20 protein-coding genes are annotated in these 20226 nt (G+C 64.0%); 7 read left to right on the forward strand and 13 right to left on the reverse strand.

Annotated elements, in window-relative coordinates:
- Positions 1-92: 92 nt before the first annotated feature.
- On the reverse strand, positions 93-1250 hold the full coding sequence (locus LB535_RS13155; protein WP_224632483.1) for a YbfB/YjiJ family MFS transporter: 1158 nt from the start codon (positions 1248-1250) through the stop codon (positions 93-95).
- Positions 1251-1897: 647 nt separating this feature from the next.
- On the opposite strand from LB535_RS13155, the gene LB535_RS13160 reads away from it, so the two are divergent.
- The 3 genes from LB535_RS13160 to LB535_RS13170 all read left to right on the forward strand — a co-directional run bounded on the left by LB535_RS13160 (position 1898) and on the right by LB535_RS13170 (position 4574).
- Positions 1898-2812, forward strand: coding sequence for a LysR substrate-binding domain-containing protein (locus LB535_RS13160; RefSeq protein WP_224632484.1), 915 nt, complete (start codon positions 1898-1900; stop codon positions 2810-2812).
- Between the two features lie 125 nt (positions 2813-2937).
- Entirely contained in the window at positions 2938-4194 is a 1257-nt protein-coding gene (locus LB535_RS13165) for an aminopeptidase (RefSeq protein ID WP_224632485.1), read from the forward strand.
- Positions 4195-4220: 26 nt separating this feature from the next.
- On the forward strand, positions 4221-4574 hold the full coding sequence (locus LB535_RS13170; RefSeq protein WP_224632486.1) for a DUF488 domain-containing protein: 354 nt from the start codon (positions 4221-4223) through the stop codon (positions 4572-4574).
- 381 nt (positions 4575-4955) lie between these two features.
- On the opposite strand, the gene LB535_RS13175 is transcribed toward LB535_RS13170, so the two are convergent.
- Complete coding sequence (locus tag LB535_RS13175) at positions 4956-5303, reverse strand: ArsC family reductase (RefSeq protein WP_224632487.1); 348 nt, start codon at positions 5301-5303, stop codon at positions 4956-4958.
- Between the two features lie 173 nt (positions 5304-5476).
- On the opposite strand from LB535_RS13175, the gene LB535_RS13180 reads away from it, so the two are divergent.
- Positions 5477-5830 (forward strand): ArsR/SmtB family transcription factor, encoded by a 354-nt coding sequence (locus LB535_RS13180; protein ID WP_224630463.1) that lies wholly within the window; start codon positions 5477-5479, stop codon positions 5828-5830.
- On the forward strand, positions 5827-6306 hold the full coding sequence (locus LB535_RS13185; RefSeq protein ID WP_224632488.1) for an SRPBCC family protein: 480 nt from the start codon (positions 5827-5829) through the stop codon (positions 6304-6306). The genes LB535_RS13180 and LB535_RS13185 overlap by 4 nt, the downstream gene beginning before the upstream one ends.
- A gap of 91 nt (positions 6307-6397) precedes the next feature.
- On the opposite strand, the gene LB535_RS13190 is transcribed toward LB535_RS13185, so the two are convergent.
- Positions 6398-6751 carry a nuclear transport factor 2 family protein gene (locus tag LB535_RS13190; RefSeq protein ID WP_224632489.1) on the reverse strand — a complete coding sequence of 118 codons (354 nt, stop codon included), beginning with the start codon at positions 6749-6751 and terminating at the stop codon, positions 6398-6400.
- Between the two features lie 309 nt (positions 6752-7060).
- Between LB535_RS13190 and LB535_RS13195 the strand changes: the two genes are divergently transcribed.
- Positions 7061-7765, forward strand: a complete 705-nt coding sequence (locus LB535_RS13195) for an SOS response-associated peptidase (protein ID WP_224632490.1) — start codon at positions 7061-7063, stop codon at positions 7763-7765.
- A gap of 551 nt (positions 7766-8316) precedes the next feature.
- Here the strand turns inward: LB535_RS13195 and LB535_RS13200 are convergent.
- The 8 genes from LB535_RS13200 to LB535_RS13235 all read right to left on the reverse strand — a co-directional run bounded on the left by LB535_RS13200 (position 8317) and on the right by LB535_RS13235 (position 17537).
- Entirely contained in the window at positions 8317-8877 is a 561-nt protein-coding gene (locus LB535_RS13200; RefSeq protein ID WP_224632491.1) for a hypothetical protein, read from the reverse strand.
- Positions 8878-9405: 528 nt separating this feature from the next.
- Entirely contained in the window at positions 9406-10383 is a 978-nt protein-coding gene (locus LB535_RS13205) for a 2-dehydropantoate 2-reductase (protein WP_224632492.1), read from the reverse strand.
- The gene (locus LB535_RS13210) at positions 10383-11912 is read right to left on the reverse strand and encodes an acyl--CoA ligase (RefSeq protein WP_224632493.1); all 1530 of its coding nucleotides are present in this window, start codon (positions 11910-11912) and stop codon (positions 10383-10385) included. Before LB535_RS13210 ends, LB535_RS13205 begins: the two co-directional genes overlap by 1 nt.
- Positions 11913-11957: 45 nt before the next feature.
- Positions 11958-13544 (reverse strand): gamma-glutamyltransferase, encoded by a 1587-nt coding sequence (gene ggt, locus LB535_RS13215; RefSeq protein ID WP_224632494.1) that lies wholly within the window; start codon positions 13542-13544, stop codon positions 11958-11960.
- A 21-nt stretch (positions 13545-13565) separates the two neighbouring features.
- Positions 13566-14366, reverse strand: a complete 801-nt coding sequence (locus tag LB535_RS13220) for an ABC transporter permease (RefSeq protein WP_224632495.1) — start codon at positions 14364-14366, stop codon at positions 13566-13568.
- Positions 14363-15286: an ABC transporter permease gene (locus tag LB535_RS13225; protein ID WP_224632496.1), complete on the reverse strand. Its 924-nt coding sequence runs from the start codon at positions 15284-15286 to the stop codon at positions 14363-14365. The genes LB535_RS13220 and LB535_RS13225 overlap by 4 nt, the downstream gene beginning before the upstream one ends.
- Entirely contained in the window at positions 15283-16362 is a 1080-nt protein-coding gene (locus tag LB535_RS13230; RefSeq protein ID WP_224632668.1) for an ABC transporter ATP-binding protein, read from the reverse strand. The genes LB535_RS13225 and LB535_RS13230 overlap by 4 nt, the downstream gene beginning before the upstream one ends.
- Positions 16363-16496: 134 nt before the next feature.
- A complete protein-coding gene (locus LB535_RS13235) occupies positions 16497-17537 on the reverse strand; it encodes an ABC transporter substrate-binding protein (RefSeq protein WP_224632497.1) in 1041 nt (346 codons plus the stop codon).
- Between the two features lie 227 nt (positions 17538-17764).
- On the opposite strand from LB535_RS13235, the gene LB535_RS13240 reads away from it, so the two are divergent.
- Positions 17765-18463 carry a GntR family transcriptional regulator gene (locus tag LB535_RS13240; protein WP_224632498.1) on the forward strand — a complete coding sequence of 233 codons (699 nt, stop codon included), beginning with the start codon at positions 17765-17767 and terminating at the stop codon, positions 18461-18463.
- Positions 18464-18479: 16 nt separating this feature from the next.
- On the opposite strand, the gene LB535_RS13245 is transcribed toward LB535_RS13240, so the two are convergent.
- Both LB535_RS13245 and LB535_RS13250 read right to left on the reverse strand, forming a co-directional pair.
- The gene (locus LB535_RS13245) at positions 18480-19565 is read right to left on the reverse strand and encodes an ABC transporter ATP-binding protein (protein WP_224632499.1); all 1086 of its coding nucleotides are present in this window, start codon (positions 19563-19565) and stop codon (positions 18480-18482) included.
- On the reverse strand, positions 19555-20163 hold the full coding sequence (locus LB535_RS13250) for a cupin domain-containing protein (protein WP_224632500.1): 609 nt from the start codon (positions 20161-20163) through the stop codon (positions 19555-19557). Before LB535_RS13250 ends, LB535_RS13245 begins: the two co-directional genes overlap by 11 nt.
- Positions 20164-20226: the final 63 nt, after the last annotated feature.

Genomic DNA, 20226 nt, shown 5'->3' on the forward strand with positions numbered 1-20226 from the left:
TCAGCGGCATTGCTGTTCGGCGGGCATAAAGTCACACATTAGGGGGAAAGAAAATGCCCGTGCCCGACGCCCGGCATCGAACAAACCGCAAATCATGGCGATTTTGGCGCAGCCGACCAAGCAATGACGCCGGAGGCGAGCACCGCCGACGCTGCCATGATCGAAGCAAGCACGTAATTGCCCGAAGCCTGGGCGAGCAGGCCGGCGGCGATCGGGCCGACGATCTGGCCAAGGCCGAAGGCCGCTGTCATCACCGCGAAGATGCGGCGCGGCGCCCGCGGCGCGAGCTGCCTGCCCATCTGTAGGCCCAGCGCCGTGATGGCGATGAAGGTGCCGCCGAGCAGGACGCCGGCGATCAACGGTCCGGCGGCGCCCTTGACGACGACGCTGGCGGTGACGCCGACCACCTCGACCAGGCAACTCGCGGCATAAGCGGCATAGAGCCCTAGCCGGCCGGCGAGCTTCTGCCACGCCCAAGTCGAGGGAAAGCCAGCGAGACCGGCGACCATCCAGACAGTCGCCTCGAAGACGCGCCCGCCGCCGCCCTGGCGGACGATGGCGACCAGGAAAGTGGCGGTCACCACATAGCCGAAGCCGAACAGCCCATAGGCGACGATCAACTTCACCAGGGACCCGTCCTTCGGCAGCGCCGGCTCGCGCCCGCTGGCGACATTGGCCGGCATGGTCGAGCCGGCGAGCAGCGCGACGACAAGCAGGCCAAGCGCCGAAAGCGCTCCGGACCAGAGCCAGCCGGCGGCCCAGCCCGCGTGTTCGGAGACGAGGATCGCCAGCAGCGCCGAGGACGCGGCAATGCCGAGGCCCACGCCGCCGAAATGCAGCGCTTGCAAATCGCCGCGGCCGGCCTCTGCCAGATGGCTGAAGACGATCGAGGCCATGAACACCATAACGAAGGCACTGGCGAGGCCGGCCAGGAAGCGGATGACGAGGAAGGCGGCCATCGTCTCGTTGAACCCCATGAGGACCGCGAGCACGGCGCTGGCGGCGAGGCCGGCGAACATCAGCATGCGCTCGCGGCCATGCGCCCAGCCACCGGCCGCGGCAAGCGCGCCGATGAGGTAGCCGACATAATTGGCGGAAGCTATCCAACCGGCATCGGCCGGCGTCAAATGCAGCTCCTCCATCATGCCCGGCAGGATCGGCGTGTAGACGAAGCGGCCGATGCCCATGGCGACCGCGAGCGCGACCATGCCGGCGAGAGCGAGCTGCAAGGGAGATGGCGTGGCGTTCATTGCAGCGCACAATAATTGCATGTGCAGGTGAAACAATGCGCTTGCGTTGGGCCAGTGTCACGATCGTAGAAAGGACCGATCGCATCGGATTGGTGCGAAACTTTCTGCGTCAGCGCTGCCCCTCATCCGCGCTTCGGGCACCTTCTCCCCGTATAGTGACGGGGAGAAGGAAACCGGCCGCAACCCTGGCGATTATCCTACAGCGTTGAAAATTAGCGAAAGCGGCGATGACAGCGTCTTTCTCCCCGTCTCTATACGGGGAGAAATGCCCGGCAGGGCAATGAGGGGCAGCGCTGACGCCGGCAACGCTATGCACAATGGTCACATTAGTTTGTCTTTGGTTTCCGCCGCTGCGGCAACGTGACTTCAACGGCAGCCGGTCTCGTAAGCTGTTCGGCGGGCCGTCAGCCGGAAGGGCATGTCGCCGAGCTCGCGCTCCGACATGGTGTCGGATGCGACAGCGGATCGATGATCCAGCGCGTGATTTCGCCGTCCTCGGGCGGCCTCGCCTCGGTGCCGCAAACCCTTTCAGAAAAGATAAAATCTTCATGGGGCCACCTCATGGCTCAAGGCTGTTCCAGGTAAATTCTGCCGTTTCCTGTCGGGCTTCAATTGAAATTTCGGTCCGTTCACTTTAGAAAAACTGGATGGCTATGCTGAACCGCGTCCATCTCAACGGCCTGCGCGCCGTGGAAACCGTCGCCCGCCTGGGATCGCTGGCGGGCGCGGCCGCGGAGTTGAATGTCTCGGTCAGCGCCGTCAGCCAGCAGGTCAAGCGCACAGAAAAACAGTTGGGACAGGCGCTGTTCGAACGCACGCCGGGCGGTCTCGTGCCGACGGAATTCGGCGCCGCCTTCACGGCGCGGCTCAGCGCCGGTTTCCGCGAGCTTGCTCAAGCCGTGGCGCTGGCTGACGAGGCCAACGAGTGCACGCTGGTCGTCTCGGTGGCGCCGGCTTTCGCCTCGAAATGGCTGCTGCCCCGGCTGTCGCGGCATTTCGCGCGCCACCCGAATGTGCTGTTGCGCATCGACGCCTCCGCCAGGGTCGCCGATCTCGACCGGTCCGACATCGATATCGCCATCCGGCTTGGCGACGGCAAATGGCCGGGCGGGCGCGCCGAGCTCCTGCTTGCCCAGGAAGTGTTTCCGGTCTGCGCGCCCTCGATCGCGGCCAGGCTGAAGTCGATCGGCGATCTGGCGCAGACCTGCGCCATCACCGACGAGCGGGCGATGTTCAGCTGGGACGGCTGGTTCGAGGCGGCCGGCGTCGAGCCGGTCACCTTCCAGAAAGGGGCGCGCTTCACCGATCCGATGCTTTGCCTGGAATCGGCGATCGCCGGCCATGGCGTGATGCTCGCCTGGCAGTTGCTGACCGCCGACGCGCTGGCCGACGGCCGGCTGGTCGCGCCCTTCGGAATCAGGGCCGAGAGCGGGCTGGGTTACTGGCTGGTGACCTCGGCTACCAAGAGCGAAAGCCGCAAGGTACGCGACTTCAAGGCCTGGATCCGCGAGGAGATCGAGGCGACCGTGGCGCAGTTCCAGGCGCTGGACAGCGCCGCTTAACCGCTCCGCACTTTCCAATAATGCGGTCCGTCATGCTTGAAAGCAGGCCCATTCGATCGCGGTGGAAAGGTCAATCGCAGCGGTCTATGTAAGGATGAGAACCCCAACAAATAGCAGGCAGGATCATGACCACACATTCGCGCGGCGTTTCGGCAAGCATCGACCCGGTGAAGCTCGACAGGCTGGCGGAAGTCGCCGTCAAGGTCGGACTGCAATTACAGCCCGGACAGGACCTTGTGCTGACCTCCTCGATCGCGGCGCTGCCGCTGACCCGCCGCATCGTCGAGCACGCCTATAAGGCCGGCGCCGGGCTGGTGACGCCGATCTTCAACGACGACGAGATCACGCTGGCGCGTTTTCGCTATGGGGCGGACGCCGGCTTCGATCGCGCCGCCGGCTGGCTCTATGAAGGCATGGCGAAGGCGTTCTCCAACAATGCGGCGCGGCTCGCCGTGCGCGGCGAGGATCCGTCGCTGCTCTCGTCCCAGGATCCGGCCAAGGTGGCGCGCGCCAACAAAGCGAACTCGATGGCCTACCAGCCGGCGCTGGAGAAGATCACCGGCTTCGACATCAACTGGAACATCGTCGCCTATCCCGACCTTGCCTGGGCAAAACAGGTGTTTCCGGGTGAGCCGGACGACGTCGCGGTGGTGAAGCTTGCCGACGCCATCTTCTCGGCCTCGCGGGTCGACGTCGAGGACCCGATCGGCAACTGGAAGGCGCATAACGCCGCCTTGGCCGAGCGCACGAAGTGGCTCAACGAGCACCGTTTCCACGCGCTGCATTTCACCGGACCGGGCACAGACCTGACCGTCGGGCTGGCGGATGGCCATGAATGGATGGGCGGCGCTTCGACGGCGAAGAACGGCATCACCTGCAACCCGAACATTCCGACCGAGGAGGTGTTCACTACGCCGCATGCGAGGCGTGTCGAGGGCCATGTCTCCTCGACCAAGCCGCTCTCCTATCAGGGTACGCTGATCGACGAGATCTCGGTGCGCTTCGAGGGTGGGCGGATCGTCGAGGCCAAGGCCTCGAAGGGCGAGGACGTGCTGCAGAAGGTGCTGGACACCGATGTAGGCGCGCGGCGTCTCGGCGAGGTGGCGCTGGTGCCGCATTCCTCGCCGATCGCGAAGAGCGGGCTGTTGTTCTTCAACACGCTGTTCGACGAGAACGCCGCCTGCCACATCGCGCTCGGGCAGTGCTATTCGAAATGCTTCGTCAACGGCGCGTCGCTGAGCCAGGACGAGATCGCGGAGCGCGGGGGCAACAAGAGCTTCATCCACATCGACTGGATGATCGGCTCCGACAAGATCGACATTGACGGCGTGAGCAAGGATGGCGGCCGCGTGCCGGTGATGCGCAAGGGCGAGTGGGCGTAACAGCTCTCTCGCCAACGAGAGATAGGATGGCCTTCGACATTGCGGTGAAGCGTGTCTATGAGCCGCCGGCGAAAGCCGACGGCCAGCGGGTGCTGGTCGACCGCATCTGGCCGCGCGGCGTCAGCAAGAAGGACGCCGAACTGACGCTTTGGCTGAAGGAGATCGCGCCGAGCGACGCGCTGCGCAAATGGTTCGGGCACGAGCCGGAGCGCTGGGCCGAGTTCCAGAAGCGGTACCGGGCCGAACTCGACGCCAATGGCGACGCCGTGGCCCAGCTGCGTGGCCTGTTGCGGGAGGGCAAGGTGACGCTGCTCTACGGCGCGCATGACGAGGCGCACAATGCGGTGGCGCTGGCGGGGTATTTGGAAGCCCACGCATAATTATCGAGACGTAGCGTTCCTTCGCCCCCTCTCTGTCCTGCCTGACATCTCCCCATGAAATGGCTAGACTATGCACACGTCTTGTGTGACAGGCGTAACGGATCAGGCCGAGGCTTGATTGCCACGTGGTTCCCCCAATCCGTCGCTGCTTTGCAGCGCCACCTTTCCCCCCTCCGGAGGGAAAGGAAGGGAGCCTTGCGGACGAGCGTTGACGGCAAAAAGCTTGGCGCCTTTCCTCTCCCCCATCGATCGGGGGAGAGGTGGCTCGGCGAAGCCGAGACGGAGTGGGGGTCGACCAGCGCTACATTAGACGATGCATACGCCAAGCTGCCATGCATGCCGTAGCCCACAAGGGGAGATTGGCAGCTTCGCGGTCGCGCACTATTTCACCGCCTCTTCATAAACCTCCGGCTTGAATCCCACAAACACCCGATCCCCCACCTCCAGCACCGGCCGCTTGATCATCGTCGGCCTGGCGAGCATCAGCTTCTTGGCCTTCTTCTCGTCCAGCCCTTCCTTGTCCGCCTCCGGCAGCTCGCGAAAGGTGGTGCTGCTCTTGTTGAGCAGCTTTTCCCAACCGACCTTGCCGACCCAGCCGTTCAGCTTGCCAGCCTCGATCCCCTCGGCCCGGTAATCATGAAAGCGATAGGGCACGTCATGGCTCTCCAGCCAGACACGCGCCTTCTTGATCGTGTCGCAGGTGGTGATGCCGTACATGGTGATGGTCAAGGCGGGCCTCTCTCGGATGGACATTCGAATCCGGCGGAAGCCTAGGCCGGCCCCACAAGCTTTGCCAGCGCCTTGCTCCGGTGCGATTTTGGCTCTTGCCAATACTAAGGTTTTTTCCTAAGTATTTTCTCGTAAAGATTGCCCGACCGCCGACGGTCGCGGAAGGAACAGCTATGAGCCTGCACACAACAAGCCAGAACCCGCCGCCCATTGACGGCATCTTTCGCGCGCTGGCCGATCCGACACGCCGGCGCGTGGTGGAGCGGCTGAACAGGAGCCCTGCCTCGGTCAGCGAGCTGGCCGAGCCCTTCGGCATGGCGCTGCCCTCCTTCGTCGAGCACCTGAAGGTGCTGGAAGGTTGCGGGCTGGTGCAGTCGCAAAAGGCCGGACGCGTCAGGACTTACAGCCTTTCGCCCGAGCCGCTGAGGCTTGCCGAAAACTGGCTCGCCGAACAGCGCGCGCTGTGGGAGCGCCGCCTCGACCAGTTCGACGCCTATGTGATGAGCCTCAAGGAGAGTGAAACGTGAGCTATCCGATCAAGCCGAACCCGAAACTGGACCTGACGCTGGAGCGCTTCCTCGACGCGCCGCGCGAGTTGCTGTGGCGCGCCTGGACGCGGCCGGAGCATGTCAAGCAGTGGTTCACGCCGAAGCCGTGGGTCATCACCGATTGCGAGATCGACCTCAGGCCCGGAGGCCTGTTCCGCACGCGCATGCAATCGCCCGACGGCAAGGAGGTCAACGACCGCCATTGCTGCTATCTCGAGATCGTGCCGAACGAGCGGCTGGTGTGGACCGACGCGCTGCTGCCGGGCTACCGGCCGTCCGGCGAGCCCTTCATCACCGCGATCATCACGCTGACGCCCGAGGGCAAGGGCACGCGCTACACCGCCACCGCCATCCATCGCGACGAGGCGACCCGCAACAGCCACGAGGAGATGGGTTTCTTCGACGGCTGGGGCACGGTAGCCGACCAGTTGGCGGCCTATGTGAAGACGATTTGAGAAGCTGGCATGGCGGCCAGGGCATCATCCGAGGCCGCCATGCCTGATTCTTTAAATCGCGGCGCGAAGGGCATTCAGAGCCCAGCAAGGCTCAGTAGTAGAACCGCTCTTCGCTGATCTTGCCGTTCTTGACCGTGTAGAGGCCGACCTCCTCCATCTTGACGCGCTCGCCGGTGGATTTGGGTGTCACGTCGAAGCTGAAGCGCAAGGCGAACTGGTCGCCATTGACATATGGCCCTTCGATCGAGCCGCCATGAACCTCGTGGTTGGCTTCCCACCAGGCGCCCTTTTCCTTGACGGCCTCCTTGCCGTTGCAGACGGCCATCGGCCCTTCCATCGCCTCGTAGCTGACGATGTCATCGGCATTGTATTTCGCGGCAGCGCCGTGGCTGTCGCCCCGCTTGAGGAGCTCGGTGAAATCTTTGGCAATTTCGGCAGTGGTCATGATTTCCTCCCAGTTTGGACCAGACATCAAGGTAGGGACTGATTGCGCGCCTACCAGCGGCGGGCGCTCCGCAGGTGACAAATCGTGTCAGGATGATGATGCCGCGCCATCAAAGGCCAACAATCCAGTTTCCACCAACGCCTTGCAGCTATTGGACCATGGGTGCTCGGCCGGTTGGCCGGCAACGTGGGACCCCAAACAGAAGACCTTAGACAGGCTCGAGATGCAGGCATGTTCGACCGACCAGTACAGGTCCGTCGGCCATTTTTTGTTTCTGGATTACGGGTGATCGCTGGGGCATCCTAGGGCATGTGCAACCTCTACAACATCACCACCAGCCAAGACGCCATCCGCGAGTGGACCCGCGCAATGCGGGACATCATGGGCAACCTTGAGCCTTCGCTGGATGTCTACCCCAACATGCCTGGGGCCGTGGTCCGCAACGCCCCTGATGGCCAGCGGGAGCTTGCCAAGCTGCTCTGGGGCATGCCTACACCGGCGGAGCGGGTGAAGAGCAAGGCGGACTATGGCACCACCAATATCCGCAATCCCCAATACGCCCATTGGCAGCAATACGTTGGCGTGGAGAACCGCTGTGTGGTGCCGGTGACGAGCTTCGCCGAGCCGAGCCCCACGCCCGGCGATAAAGACCCCGAGACGGGCATACAGCGGAACTACTGGTTTGCCCGAAGCGAGGACCGTCCGCTGTTCTTCTTTGCCGGCCTATGGACGCGCTGGCAAGGGGTCCGCAGGGTCAAGGACGGACCTGGTGACTTCGAGCTTTTCGGCTTCCTCACGACCAAGCCCAACACCCTCATAGCGCCCATCCACGAGAAGGCTATGCCGGTCATCCTCAACACACAGGAGGAGGTGGAAACCTGGCTCACGGCCCCATGGTCGGAGGCTCGGCACATGCAGCGGACAGCCCCGGACGATGCCTTGGTGATAGTCGAGAAGCCGGCCACACAGATCAAGTTTCCGCAGCAGGCTCCGGCGCAAGGATCTCTATTCTAGACGTCGATCACGCTCAGGGTCTCAACCCGAATTTGCGCAAGGTTTCGTCTGAACAGGGCGTCACCGCGTCAACAGAGTCCGCGATGGCGCTTGTCCCCGTAAAATGGCGAGCCTTCTGTCCGTCACAGACATAGTCGTTCCCGCCCGGCACAGCACAAACCGCATCGCTCTTGCGCACCATAATCAGCCCGCCACTTTCTTTACCCCGCCAGACTAAGCACCCAGGAAAGCGTCTCGACAGGTCGTATGGCAGGCTAGGGCGAACCGTTTGCAAGGACTCCACGTCACAGATACGAAGCGTGTCGGCCCCGTTAGTCAGGGGCGTGCTGGGGTCTGCAAACAACTGGCGGATGTCCACGAGTTTGCCTTGTGAGCAAGCGCGGGTGGCGTTGAAGTCTACGGTTATGCCCTGAATTGGCGGGAAGACAAGAGCGTTTCCTTGATCCCAAAGGTAGGTTCCGAGATTGCCTAGAGGGCCACTCAAAACCGCACCAAGGAAAAACCCCAAAGCTCCTGTGGCCCAGGGCAACTTAGAGGGGTTCCTCGGTGAATCAGGCATGCGGGGCAATCATAAATACGAATTGAACCTCGCCCACCTTGTAAGATAGCCGCAACCAGCCAGTTTCTCTGCCGACGCTACAGTCAAAGGCGTCCTCGTGGATGTTGGTGCGGTCCCCTTTATTTTCTGAGGGTTTAAGGAACCCGTCGATACAGGTCACCGCGAGTTTATCGAAGCTCTTGATTACAGCGGGGAGTTCCGTTTTTGCTTCCGTAACCTCGCTTTGCTCGTTGCCTGATGTCGAGCCAGCGGCTAGCTTTTGTATGAGGGCGACAAGGCTTGCTGGGTCGTCGGCTTTGATAAGCTCGCTGATGATGGCCTCGTGCTGCGAACCGCCCTCTAGAGCCTGCACCGTTATCTGGCACCACTGCCGCTGCACATCTACGGTGGACCAGCAGGCTGTGGCGTTGTTCACCACCGCTCCATGTTGCTGGACGAGCCCGTGTTCAACATCGCAGGTACATTTTTCGCGAGACGCGTCTTCCCCGTGAGCGGTGAGAGGCCAGCCGCTTAGGAATCCCACCAAAGCGACAACAGCAGTAGCTTTCAACATCAACCCTCTCCCGCGAACCCCCACACCAAGTAATCATGCTGTGTGCAAAAACACAAAGTGAAAGCAGAACGGCCGCCCTGCTTCCTTACGTATCGTCCCGCCAGATCACCCGCCGAACCATACGCACCACCACAAGCCGCCTCACGCGTATTTTCACGGCTTGCACCGCGCTAGGCAGAAGAATGTCCACATCGAACTCCCGCCGCTTGCAGCGCTCGCACCGCATGTGCCGCTCGACGTCCCAGAACGGAATGTCCCCCATGAGCTTGAGGAGGTCTCCTGGGAGGTAGTGGCGCGTGATGTTGCAGTTGACGCAGCGGATGCGGATTAACTGCCCAATGTCATGGGCGCGGCTTAGCGTCTGGACGACGCGTCGGGTTCGGCTGCTGGGCTCCGGCATGACCTACGAAATAGGAATGCGTTCCTCGCGGAGTCAATTCAGGCCAGACCCTTTTGTTCTATTTTTGTTCATTGTGGCAATTAGAGAGCAATTGGAGTGAAGCGGCGGATTTTCAGGACCGGCGTTCCTCAATAACACCCGCGCTCGATCGCCAGCCGCCGTACCAGCGCCAGCACGGTGTCGATGGTCGGCGTCGGTTGGCCGGTGAGGCGGCCGAGTTCCTGCACGGCGGTGACCAGCGCGTCAATCTCCATCGGCCGACCGCGTTCGAGATCCTGCAGCATCGATGTCTTGTGCTCGCCGACATCGCCGGCCCCCTTGATGCGCCGGTCGACGGGGATGAGGAAGCGCACGCCGAGCTTCTCCCCGATCGCCTGCGCCTCCAGCATCATGGCGCGGGCGACGGCGCGCGTGGCTTCATCGCCGACGATTGCCGCAAGCGTGGCGCCGGTCAGCGCCGAGATCGGGTTGAAGGAGAGGTTGCCCCAAAGCTTCACCCAGATCTCCGAGCGGATGTCCTCGCGCACCGGCGCCTGCAGCCCGGCCTTGACCATTTCGCGGGCAAGCGCGGTTGCCCGCTCGCTCTTCTCGCCGGAAGGCTCGCCCAGCGAAAAGCGCGTGCCTTCGACATGGCGGATCAGGCCCGGCGCATCGACCTCGACAGCGGGATAGACGACGGAGCCGATGACGCGCTCGGGCCTGATGCGCTGCCAGATCGCTCCGCCCGGATCGACCGCGTCCAGCCGCGTGCCTTCGAGAGCGCCGCCCGCCTTGTAGAAGTACCACCAGGGCACGCCGTTCTGCATGGTGACGACGACTGTCCCCTCGCCCAAGAGCGGCGCAATCTCGTCCAGCGCCGGAGCCAGCGAATGCGCCTTCAGCGCCAGCACGACATAATCCTGTGCGCCGAGCTCCTCGGCGCGTGCCGCCGCTTTCACCCGCGCCACCGTTTCCTTGCCGTTCTCGATCAGGCGCAGGCCGCCGGCCTTGATCGCTTCCAGATGCGCGCCGCGCGCCACGATCGACAGATCGACCGAGCCGGCGATCGCGAGCTTGGCGGCGAGATAGCCGCCAATGGCGCCGGCGCCAAAGACTGTAACGCGCATCAGCCGAGCCCGAGTTTGGCCGCCAGCCCGATGCGCTGCAGCTTGCCCGTCGCGCCCTTCGGGATCTCGTCGAGGATCACCACCTTGCGCGGCACCTTGAAGTCGGCGAGCCGGGTCGATGCAAAGCCACGGATATCGGCCTCGCTGGCGCTCTTGCCTTCGCGCAGCACGACGGCCGCCGCCACCTCCTCGCCGAGCTTGTCATGCGGCATGGCGAAGGTGACGACCTGCGCCACGGCCGGGTGATCCATCAAGACGCCGTCGACCTCGAGCGGCGAGATCTTCTCACCGCCGCGGTTGATGATCTCCTTCAGCCGGCCGGTGACGCGCAGATAGCTGTCCTCGTCAAGCACGCCCTGGTCGCCGGTGTGGAACCAGCCATGGGCGAAGGCACTGGCATTGGCATCCGGGTTCTTCTCGTAGCCTGCCGTGACGTTCGGTCCGCGAATGACGATCTCGCCGACTTCGCCGGGCTTGAGCAATCGCCCGTCCGGCGCCATGACGGCGACTTCCGGTCCGGCCGACGCGCCGACGCTGCCGGGCTTGCGCACGCCCGGCGGCAAACGGTTGGACGCCATCTGATGCGCGGCCTCCGTCATGCCGTAAGCCTCGATCACCGGGCAGCCGAAGGTCTTCTCCAACTCGGCCATCACTTGCGCCGGCAATGACGCCGACGACGAGCGGATGAAGCGCAGCTTCGCCTCGGCAAGCTGCTCGGGATTGCGGGCGGCACGCGGTAGGATCGCCTGATGCATGGTGGGCACGGCGGTGTACCAGCTGGGCTTGGCCTCGGAGAGCCACTGGAAGAAACGCAGCGCGTTGAAGCCCGGCGTGCAGAAGACGCTGCCGCCGGCGGCGAGCGAGGACAGCACCGCGGCGATCAGCCCATGGATGTGGAACAGCGGCATGATGTTGAGGCAGCGGTCGGCCGGTGTCAGGCCGAGCGTCGCGCCGATATGTGCCGCCGACGCCGCAAGGTTGGCGTGGCTGAGCGGCACCAGTTTCGGACGCGACGTCGTGCCGGAGGTGTGGAGCAGCAGCGCAACATCGCTTTCCGCGGCGAAGCCAGACGAGACCGGCGATCCAACCGGCTCACCCTCGATCGTGAAGGTTCCAGACGGCGCGCCCTCCGGCACGACCAGCCGCAGCACCGGGATGCCGAGGCGCCCGGCAACCTCGACCGAGGGGCCTGCCTCCTCCTTGCTCACGAGGATCGCCTTGACGCCGATATCGCTGAGATAAAAATCGAGCTCGTCGGCCCGGTAGGCCGGGTTGAGCGGGGCGGTGGACGCAGCCGCCGCCACCGCGATGAAGGATGTGGCCATTTCCGGGCCGTTCGGCAGCACGATGGCGACGCGGTCGCCGCGGCCGATGCCGAGCGCGTTGAGCCGAGCAACAGTCTCATGGATCAGACGGCGCAGCCCGCCATGCGAGAGTGCCGTCCGTTCGGGCGCGGCGATGGCCGGCGCGTCGTCGGCGCCGGGGGCAAGACGATGGGCGAGATCGGTGGCGTTTTCGCTGTTTGTCATGGTTCCAGACTATGTTTCGAACGATCGGCTTATGTCCAGCGCCGCTCAATATCCGAGTGCCAGGCCGTCCTTGCGCGGATCGGATGCGCCGGTCAGCGTGCCCTTTTCCCAGTCGATCAGCACCGCCTGCCCACCGCCCAGCGGATGGTCGGGCTCCACAATGCGATGTCCACGCCGGCGCAGGCCTTCGATGGCCTCGGGATGCACGCTTCGCTCGGCCTCGACGACGTCGTGGTTGTAGAAAACGCGCGCCGCATCGATCGCCTGCTGCGGGTCCATGCCGAAGTCGATCATGTTGGTCAAAAGATGCACATGGCCGAAGGGCTGATAGCCGCCACCCATGACGCCGAAAGGCATGAGGGCGCGGCCATCCTTCGTCATCATGCCCGGCATGATCGTGTGCATCGGCCGCTTGCCGGGCGCGATGGCGTTCGGGTGCTTCGGATCGAGGCGGAAACTGGAACCGCGGTTCTGCAGCACCACCCCCGTCTTCGGGCCGACAACGCCGCTGCCAAAGGAATAATAGGTCGAGTTGATGAAGCTCACCGCGTTGCGGTCACGGTCGACGACGCTGATATAGACTGTGTCGCTGCCGGGAAGATCGAGGCGCGGCAGATCGGTCATGGCGCGCTCGGGATCGATCGCGGCGCGCAGGCTGTCGGCATAGGCGCCGGAAAGCAGCGCCTTGACCGGCACATCGACTTGATCCTGATCGGCGAAAAATGCATCGCGATCCTGATAGGCGAGCCGGCCCGCCTCAATCTCGAGGTGCAGGCGCGCGGCGCCGTCGGGATCGAGCTTGCCCAGCTCGAAGCCCGAGAGCACGTTCAGCATCAGAAGCGCGGTCAGGCCCTGGTTGTTGGGCGGCATCTGGTGGATGTCATAGCCGCGATAAGAGGTGCTGATCGCGGTCCGGTAATCGCCCTTGGTGGCGGCGAAATCGTCGAGCGTATGCAGGCCGCCGAGCGCGCGAAGCCGCCCGACGATATCTTCGGCCACCGCGCCTTCGTAGAATCCGGCGCGGCCTTTCCTGGCGATGATGCGTAAGGTCTCGGCCAGCTCTGGCTGGCGATGGATGTCGCCCGCCTTGGGCGGCTTGCCGCCCGGCAGGAAGATGCGCGTTGCCACCTCGTCGGCCGTCAGGTCGGTCTCGGGATCCTGCCAGTCGAAGGCGACGCGGTCATGCACGACATAGCCGTCTTCCGCGTAACGAATTGCCGGAGCGAGCGCGTCAGCCAAACCCTTGCGGCCATGATCCTCCAGCAGCCGGCACCAGGCGTCGACGGCGCCTGGGATGGTGACAGCGTGCGGACCCTGCTTCGGAAGATCGCTGAATCCCTTGTCCAGATACCAGTCGACCGTCGCGGCCCTTGGCGCACGGCCCGAGCCGTTGAAGGCAAGCACGTTCCCGTCGCCCTTCGGGCAATAGAGGACAAAACAGTCGCCGCCGATGCCGGTCGATTGCGGCTCGACCACGGCCTGCACCGCGGCCGCGCAGACCGCAGCGTCCATGGCGTTGCCGCCGGAGCGCAGCATGTCGATGGCCGCAAGCGTAGCGAGCGGATGCGAGGTCGCGGCCATCGCCTCGGTGGCGCGGACCGGGGAGCGGCCGGGGAACTGGAAGTCACGCATGCTGTTCAAGGTATCCCTGTATCAACGTCCGCGGCCGAAAAGCTGGGCAGCGGACAACAAGACGATCGATAGCACGATCAGGCAAGTCGAAATGGCGGCGATCGTCGGATCAATCTGATCGCGCAGCGCATTGAACATGCGCCGCGTCAGCGTCGTGGTCTCGCCGCCGGAGATGAACAGCGACACCACCACCTCGTCGAAGGAGGTGATGAAGGCAAACAGCGCGCCGGAGACGATCGAGAAGCGTATCTGCGGCATCGTCACCTGGAAGAAGGCCGAGAAGCGGCCGGCCCCGAGGCTGCGCGCCACCATCTCCTGGTTCATGTCGTAGGAGCGCAACCCCGAAAGCACGGTCAGCACGACCAGCGGCAGCGCCTGCACTGTGTGCGCGATGACGAGGCCGGTCAGCGTGTTGTTGAGGCCGATGCGGGCATAGAGGAAAAAGGTTCCGATGCCGATCAGGATGACCGGGATGATCAGCGATGCCGTGAGCAGCGCGTTGATCGCGCCGGTCAGCCGCAGTGTGCGGGCGTTGATGGCGTAGGCGGCGGCGGTGCCCAGCAGCGTTGCGACGATTGCCGTCATGACCGCAACCTTGACCGATACGACGGTGGCGTCGCGCCATTCGACCGAGCCGAAATAGCTTTCATACCAGCGCAGCGACCATTCCTGCGGCGGGAACTCTAAGAGCGACGAGCCGGAAAAGGACATGATGACGATGATCACCGACGGGGCGATCAGGAACAGCATGACGAGGCCGCCGAGCGTATAGAGCCACAGGCGCTGCCGATGTGAGATGGGCAGGGCATTTTCCATGCTCATCGCTGGCTCCACACACCGGTCGCGCGGGCGCCGAGCAGCCAGTGGAAGAGGCCAAGCAGCGCCAGCGTGACGGCGAGCAGCACGACGCCGAGGGCAGCGCCCGCGCCCCAATTGGAATAGAGGCTGGTGGTCTGCTCCATGCGCATCGCCCACATGATGACCTTGCCGCCACCCATCAGCGCCGGCGTGACGAAGAAGCCGAGGCACAGCACGAAGACGATGACCACGCCCGAGGCCAGGCCGGGCAGCGACAGCGGGAAGAAGACCTGCCGGAAAGTGGCGGCCGGGCTGGCGCCGAGATTCATGCCGGCGCGCAAGCAGTCGACGTCGATGGTCTTCATCGAGGCGTAGAGCGGCAGCACCAGGAAGGGCAGCATGATGTGGGTCATGCCGATGACGACGCCGGCGAAATTGTTGGCGAGCGGCAGCGGCTGGCCAATGACGCCGAGATCCATCAGCCATGTGTTGACCAGCCCCTTGCGCTGCAGGATGACGAGCCAGGCATAGGTGCGCACCAGCACCGAGGTCCAGAACGGCAGGATGACGAAGATCAAGCAGATGGAGGCGGCGCGGCGCGGCAGTTGCGACAGCATATAGGCCAGCGGATAGCCGAAGAGCACGCAGGCGCCGGTGACGGTGAAGGCCACCTTGAAGGTGGTGGCGAAGGTCTTGATGTAGGAGGCCTGCTCGAAGAAGCGCGCATAATTGGCGGCGCTGAACTGGCCGCTCTCGTCGAACAGCGACAGCCAGAACAGCCAGCCGATCGGCACGATGATGACTGCGAAGACCAGAAGCAGTCCGGGCGACAAAAGCGCGAGCAGGCCCCGCGCTTCCCGCCGCGCGTCGGCGCGCAAGGCGTCGGTATTGAGCGCCCCATCGGGCCGTCCGGCGTGGTCGAGGCTGGCGGACGCGGTACTCATTGGTCCGCCACCAGCACCACATCCTGCGCGTCAATGCCGAGCGTTATCGGCTCGCCCGGCGCCGGCAGTCTCGCCAACACCTCGGAACGGCAATAGTCGCGCAAAATCACCTGCCGGCCGTCCTTGAGCGTCGCATAGCAGACGAAGCTGTCGCCCTGATAGATGACGTCGCCGACCGTTGCCGGCAGTGCATTGATGTCGCCGGTCTGTTCGCCAGCGATCAGGCGCAGCTTCTCCGGCCGCACCACCATCAGGTGCCGGCCCGAGGACGGCATTGGATCCTTCATGCGCAGCTTGTTGCCTTCATGCCAGACGCCGCCATTGCGGCATTCAACCGGAATGAAGCTGGATTCGCCGATGAAGCCGGCAACGAACTTCGTTTTTGGCCTGGCGTAGAGGATCTCGGGCTGATCGATCTGCTCGATGCGCCCCGCATTCATGACGGCGACGCGGTCCGACATGGTGATCGCCTCGCGCTGGTCGTGCGTGACGTAGACCGTCGTCATGCCGAGCCGGCGGTGCAGGTTGCGCAGCTCGATCTGCATATGCTCGCGCAGGCTCTTGTCGAGCGCGGACAGCGGCTCGTCCATCAAAACGATGCGCGGCTCGAAGACGATGGCGCGGGCCAAGGCCACACGCTGGCGCTGGCCGCCGGAGAGCTGGTCGACACGGCGCTCGCCGAGGCCTTTCAACTGCACTAGGTCCAGCGCCCTCTCGACACGCTCGGCCGTTTCGGCCTTCGGCACACGGCGCTGCTTCAGCGGAAAGGCAATGTTGTGGAAGACGTTCATATGCGGAAACAACGCATAGTTCTGGAACACCATGCCGATGTTGCGCTTGTGCGGCGGCATGGTGATGATCTCCTCGCCGCCGACCTTGATGGAGCCGGCATTGGCCCGCACGAAGCCGGCCAGGATCATCAAGAGCGTCGTCTTTCCCGAGCCGGACGGCCCGAGCAGCGTCAGGAATTCGCCCGCCGCCACGTCGAGGCTGAGGTCGCTGAGGATGGAGACAGCACCGAAGCGCTTCTCGATACCGCTGATGCCTATGGGAAGCGCGAACTGCGCGAGAGACAAGAGCATCTCCTTCAACTCCGGATCATTTTTCGCGAAACGATGCGGAGCGGCGTATCAGAAGCCGCTCCGACAGTTTCTTGTTACGCAATTTCGGACGGAAAACCGCTGCGCACTTTTCCTGGAATTGCTTAGCGTTACTGCTGGATCAGGTTGTTGAACTTCTCGGTCGCCTCGACGAGGGTATCGCGCCAGAAGGCGGGATCCTGCAGCACCTGTTTCTCGACGTTCTCCGGCGCGGAATTGATATCCTTGATCCGCTCCGGCGGAATCTTGCCGGTCTCGAAAGCCTTCTCGTTGGCCGGGCCATTGTCGACATAGAGGGGCAGGTTGGCCTGGAGGTCGGGGCTGACGAATTTGGCCAGCGCCTTCATGGCGACGTCCTTGTTCTTCGAGCCCTTCGGGATGACCATACAGTCGGCGGTGAGCACGCCCTGATCGAAGGAGAAGCTGACCGGCGCGCCTTCCTTCTTCAAGGTGCCGGCGCGGCCGTTCCAGATACTCGCCATGTCGACCTCGCCGTCCTTGACGAGCTGCATGGCCTGCGCGCCGGAGGTCCACCAGGCATCGATATGGCCCTTGACCTTGTCGACGGATTGCAGCGCGCCGTCTATGTCGACCGGATAGACCTTGTCGATCGGAATGCCCTTGGCGAGTGCGGCGACGCTCAGCGTTTCCGTCGCCTGGCTGCCGGAGAGCGCGCGGCGCCCAGGGAATTTCTCGACATTCCAGAAATCGGCCCAGGTCTTCGGACCTTTGTCGCCGAAAACATCGGTGCGATAGATCAAAACCACCGACGTGTAGGAAATGCCGACCCAATCATCGTGGACAAGCTTCGGGTTGATGCCGCTCTTGTCGATAACGTTGTAGTCGAGCTTCTCGAACAGGCCTTCCTTGGAGCCGCGCGCGCATTCGTCGGCGCCGAGTTCGGTGATGTCCCATTTGACGGCATTGCCGGTGACCTGCAGCCGCACGTCGTCGAGGCCGTTGGTGGTGTCCTGCTTGATGGTGATGCCGAGTTCCTTGGCCGTCGGATCGAAGAAGGCCTTGGTCTCTGCTTCCTGATAGGTGCCGCCCCATGAGGCGACGGTGAGGGTGTCGGCGGCCGAGGCCGGAACGGCGACCGTGGCCAGCAGGCCGGCGACGGCCAAGCCGTGAATACAGAGTCTCTTCGTCATTTTCGCTTCTCCAACCGGTGTTCCCGTTATCGTTGATTTGGTATGCGAATTTGTATACAATTTTGAGTGTAATTCGCTGGAAGCCGATGTCAACATGGGACATCGGGTTTTTGGTGGTGGAAAAGCAGGACGGTTCGGAGCGGCGGCTCGCCCCGAAACGGTCTGTTCAAGCAGGCGCTAAAAGGCACTAAACTGTGATTCCAGACTGACCGTTGGAGGCGGAACGCTTGAAGGAGAGAAAGAACACGCTGCGCGACTCGGTGTTCGAGAAGCTCAAGGCGTTGATCATCACCGGCCAGATTCCGCCGGGCGGCCGCGTGACGGAAAACGAAATCGCCGAGCGGCTGAAGGTGAGCCGCACGCCGGTGCGCGAGGCCTTCAACCGTCTGGAGCGCGACGGCCTGGTGATCGGGCGGCCGCGCCAGGGCTACGTGGTGGCCGAGTTCAACCTGATCATGTTCCGCGAGGCTTTCGACATCCGCGAGCTGCTCGACGGGCGCGCGACCGAGCTGGCGGCGGCCAACGCGACCGCCGCCGACAAAGCACGGCTGCGCGAGATGCTCGCCGAATGCGAGCGGCTGGCGGCGATCCCAGACCGCAGCACCAGGGAGAAATTCGAGGAGCTCCAGGTCGGCATCGACCTGCACCGGGTGATCGCCGAAATCAGCGGCAATGAGATGCTGCATGGCATGCTTTGCGGCATCCTCGACAAATGCCAGCAATATGTGTGGACCGAGCTTCTGTGGCTGGACGAATGGAAGCTCACCCGCGAGGAACATGCCGGCATCGTCGACGCGATCTGCGCCGGCGACGTCGCGCTGGCCGGCGAGCGCGCCCGCGCGCATGTGCGCGGCTCGCGCGAGAACATCCTGCGCCTGCTGCAGGCCAAGTCCGACTATCAGGGATTCTTCGCCAAGGCGTCTTGAGCCTAGGCCCGTTCCATCAGTTGGAAAGCATGGGGCAGTTGGCGCCGCGCCGCAGGCTGACATGCGCCACGTCGCCGACGCTGAATTGAGTACCGTCGGCGCGGCGCGGGGCATCGATGACGATTGCTGTGCCTTGTCCGAGCTCGGCATGCAGGCGCAGCGTGCGGCCATGGAAGACGACGCCGCTGACGCGCGCCGGCGCGGTACCTTCGCCGGCTTCACCGACAACCTGGAGATCTTCCGGCCGCACGCCGATGGTTCGCGTGTCGCCGGCGGCCGGCGTCTCGCCACCGTCTGAGATCGCCTCCAGCGGCAGGTCGCCGGCGGCAAAGCGCAGGCGCTCGCCGTCGCGGCCGAGAAAGCGCGACTGCAACAAGTTCATGGTGCCGATGAAGGAGGCGACGAAGCGTGTCGCAGGCCGGTCGTAAAGTGTGGCCGGCGGCGCGATCTGCTCAATGCGGCCCTTGTTCATGACGACGATGCGGTCGGAGATCGACAGCGCCTCGGTCTGGTCGTGCGTGACCATGACGAAGGTGGTGCCCAGCCGCGACTGCAGCCGCTTCAATTCGACCTGCATCTGCTCGCGCAGATGCGCGTCGAGCGCCGAGAGCGGCTCGTCGAGCAGAAGCACGCGCGGCTCGCAGACGATGGCGCGGGCTAAGGCGACGCGCTGGCGCTGGCCGCCGGAGAGTTCGGAGACGCGGGCGCGCAGCTTGTCGGCAAGGCCTACCATGTCGAGCGCCTCGCGGACCCGCTTGGCCTGCTCGGCGCCGGTGAGTTTGCGCAGCGACAGGCCGAAGCCGACATTGGCGGCGACATCCATATGCGGGAACAGCGCGTAGTCCTGGAAGACCGTGTTGACCGGCCGGTCGAAGGGCCGCAGGCCGGTGATGTCGCGGCCGTCGAGCAGCACATCGCCGCTGGTCGGGCTCTCAAAGCCGGCGATGACGCGCAAGCTCGTCGTCTTACCGCAACCGGAAGGGCCGAGAAGGGTCAGGAACTCGCCGGGAGCGATGTCGAGATCGACATTATCAAGCCCGACAATGCCGCCAGGAAAAACCTTCGAAACCTTCTGCAGCCGAACGAGCGCGTCAGGCGCCATCGCGCACCTCGGACGGTTTTGTCGTGTTGACCCAGAGGATCTGGCAACGCTCGGCGCCGGGATTGCGGAAGGCATGCAGAAGGGTGCTCTTGAAGGCGAAGCTGTCGCCGGCCTTGAGGACATAGGTGCTGGCGTCCACCACCAGCTCGACCTCGCCGGCCATGACGAAGCCGAACTCGTGGCCGGCGTGGGCGTAGGCTTCCGCCGTGCCGCCGCCGGCCTCGACCGTGACCAGCATGCCGGTCAGCGTCGCGGCCGGCGGCGACAGCAGCGCCTTGGCGATGCCTTCGGATTTCACCGGAATCTGCCGTCGCTTGTCGGCGCGCACGCAATAGAGATCGTTGACCGCTTCGCTGCCGTCCGTGATCAGCGCCGACGGTTCGATATCGAGCGCCGCCGCCAGCGGCCAGATCACCTTGACGCGTAGCGAGGACATGCCGCGCTCGATCTGGCTGAGCGCACCGATGGAGATGCCGGCCTTGGCCGCGAGCTCGGCCAGCGACAGCTTGCGCTCGAGCCTGAGCGCCCGCACGCGCCGGCCGACGCGGATATCGGCATCGTCTTTCGGCTTTGCCGCCGCTTCGTCAAGAATGTCCATGCGTTGGTCCTTGTTGTCTTTCCCCGGTGTGGCGCAGCGCCGCCAAGCTCCCCCTTCTCCCCC

This window comes from Mesorhizobium sp. CA10 (genome assembly GCF_020165285.1).
Taxonomy (GTDB): Bacteria; Pseudomonadota; Alphaproteobacteria; order Rhizobiales; family Rhizobiaceae; genus Mesorhizobium.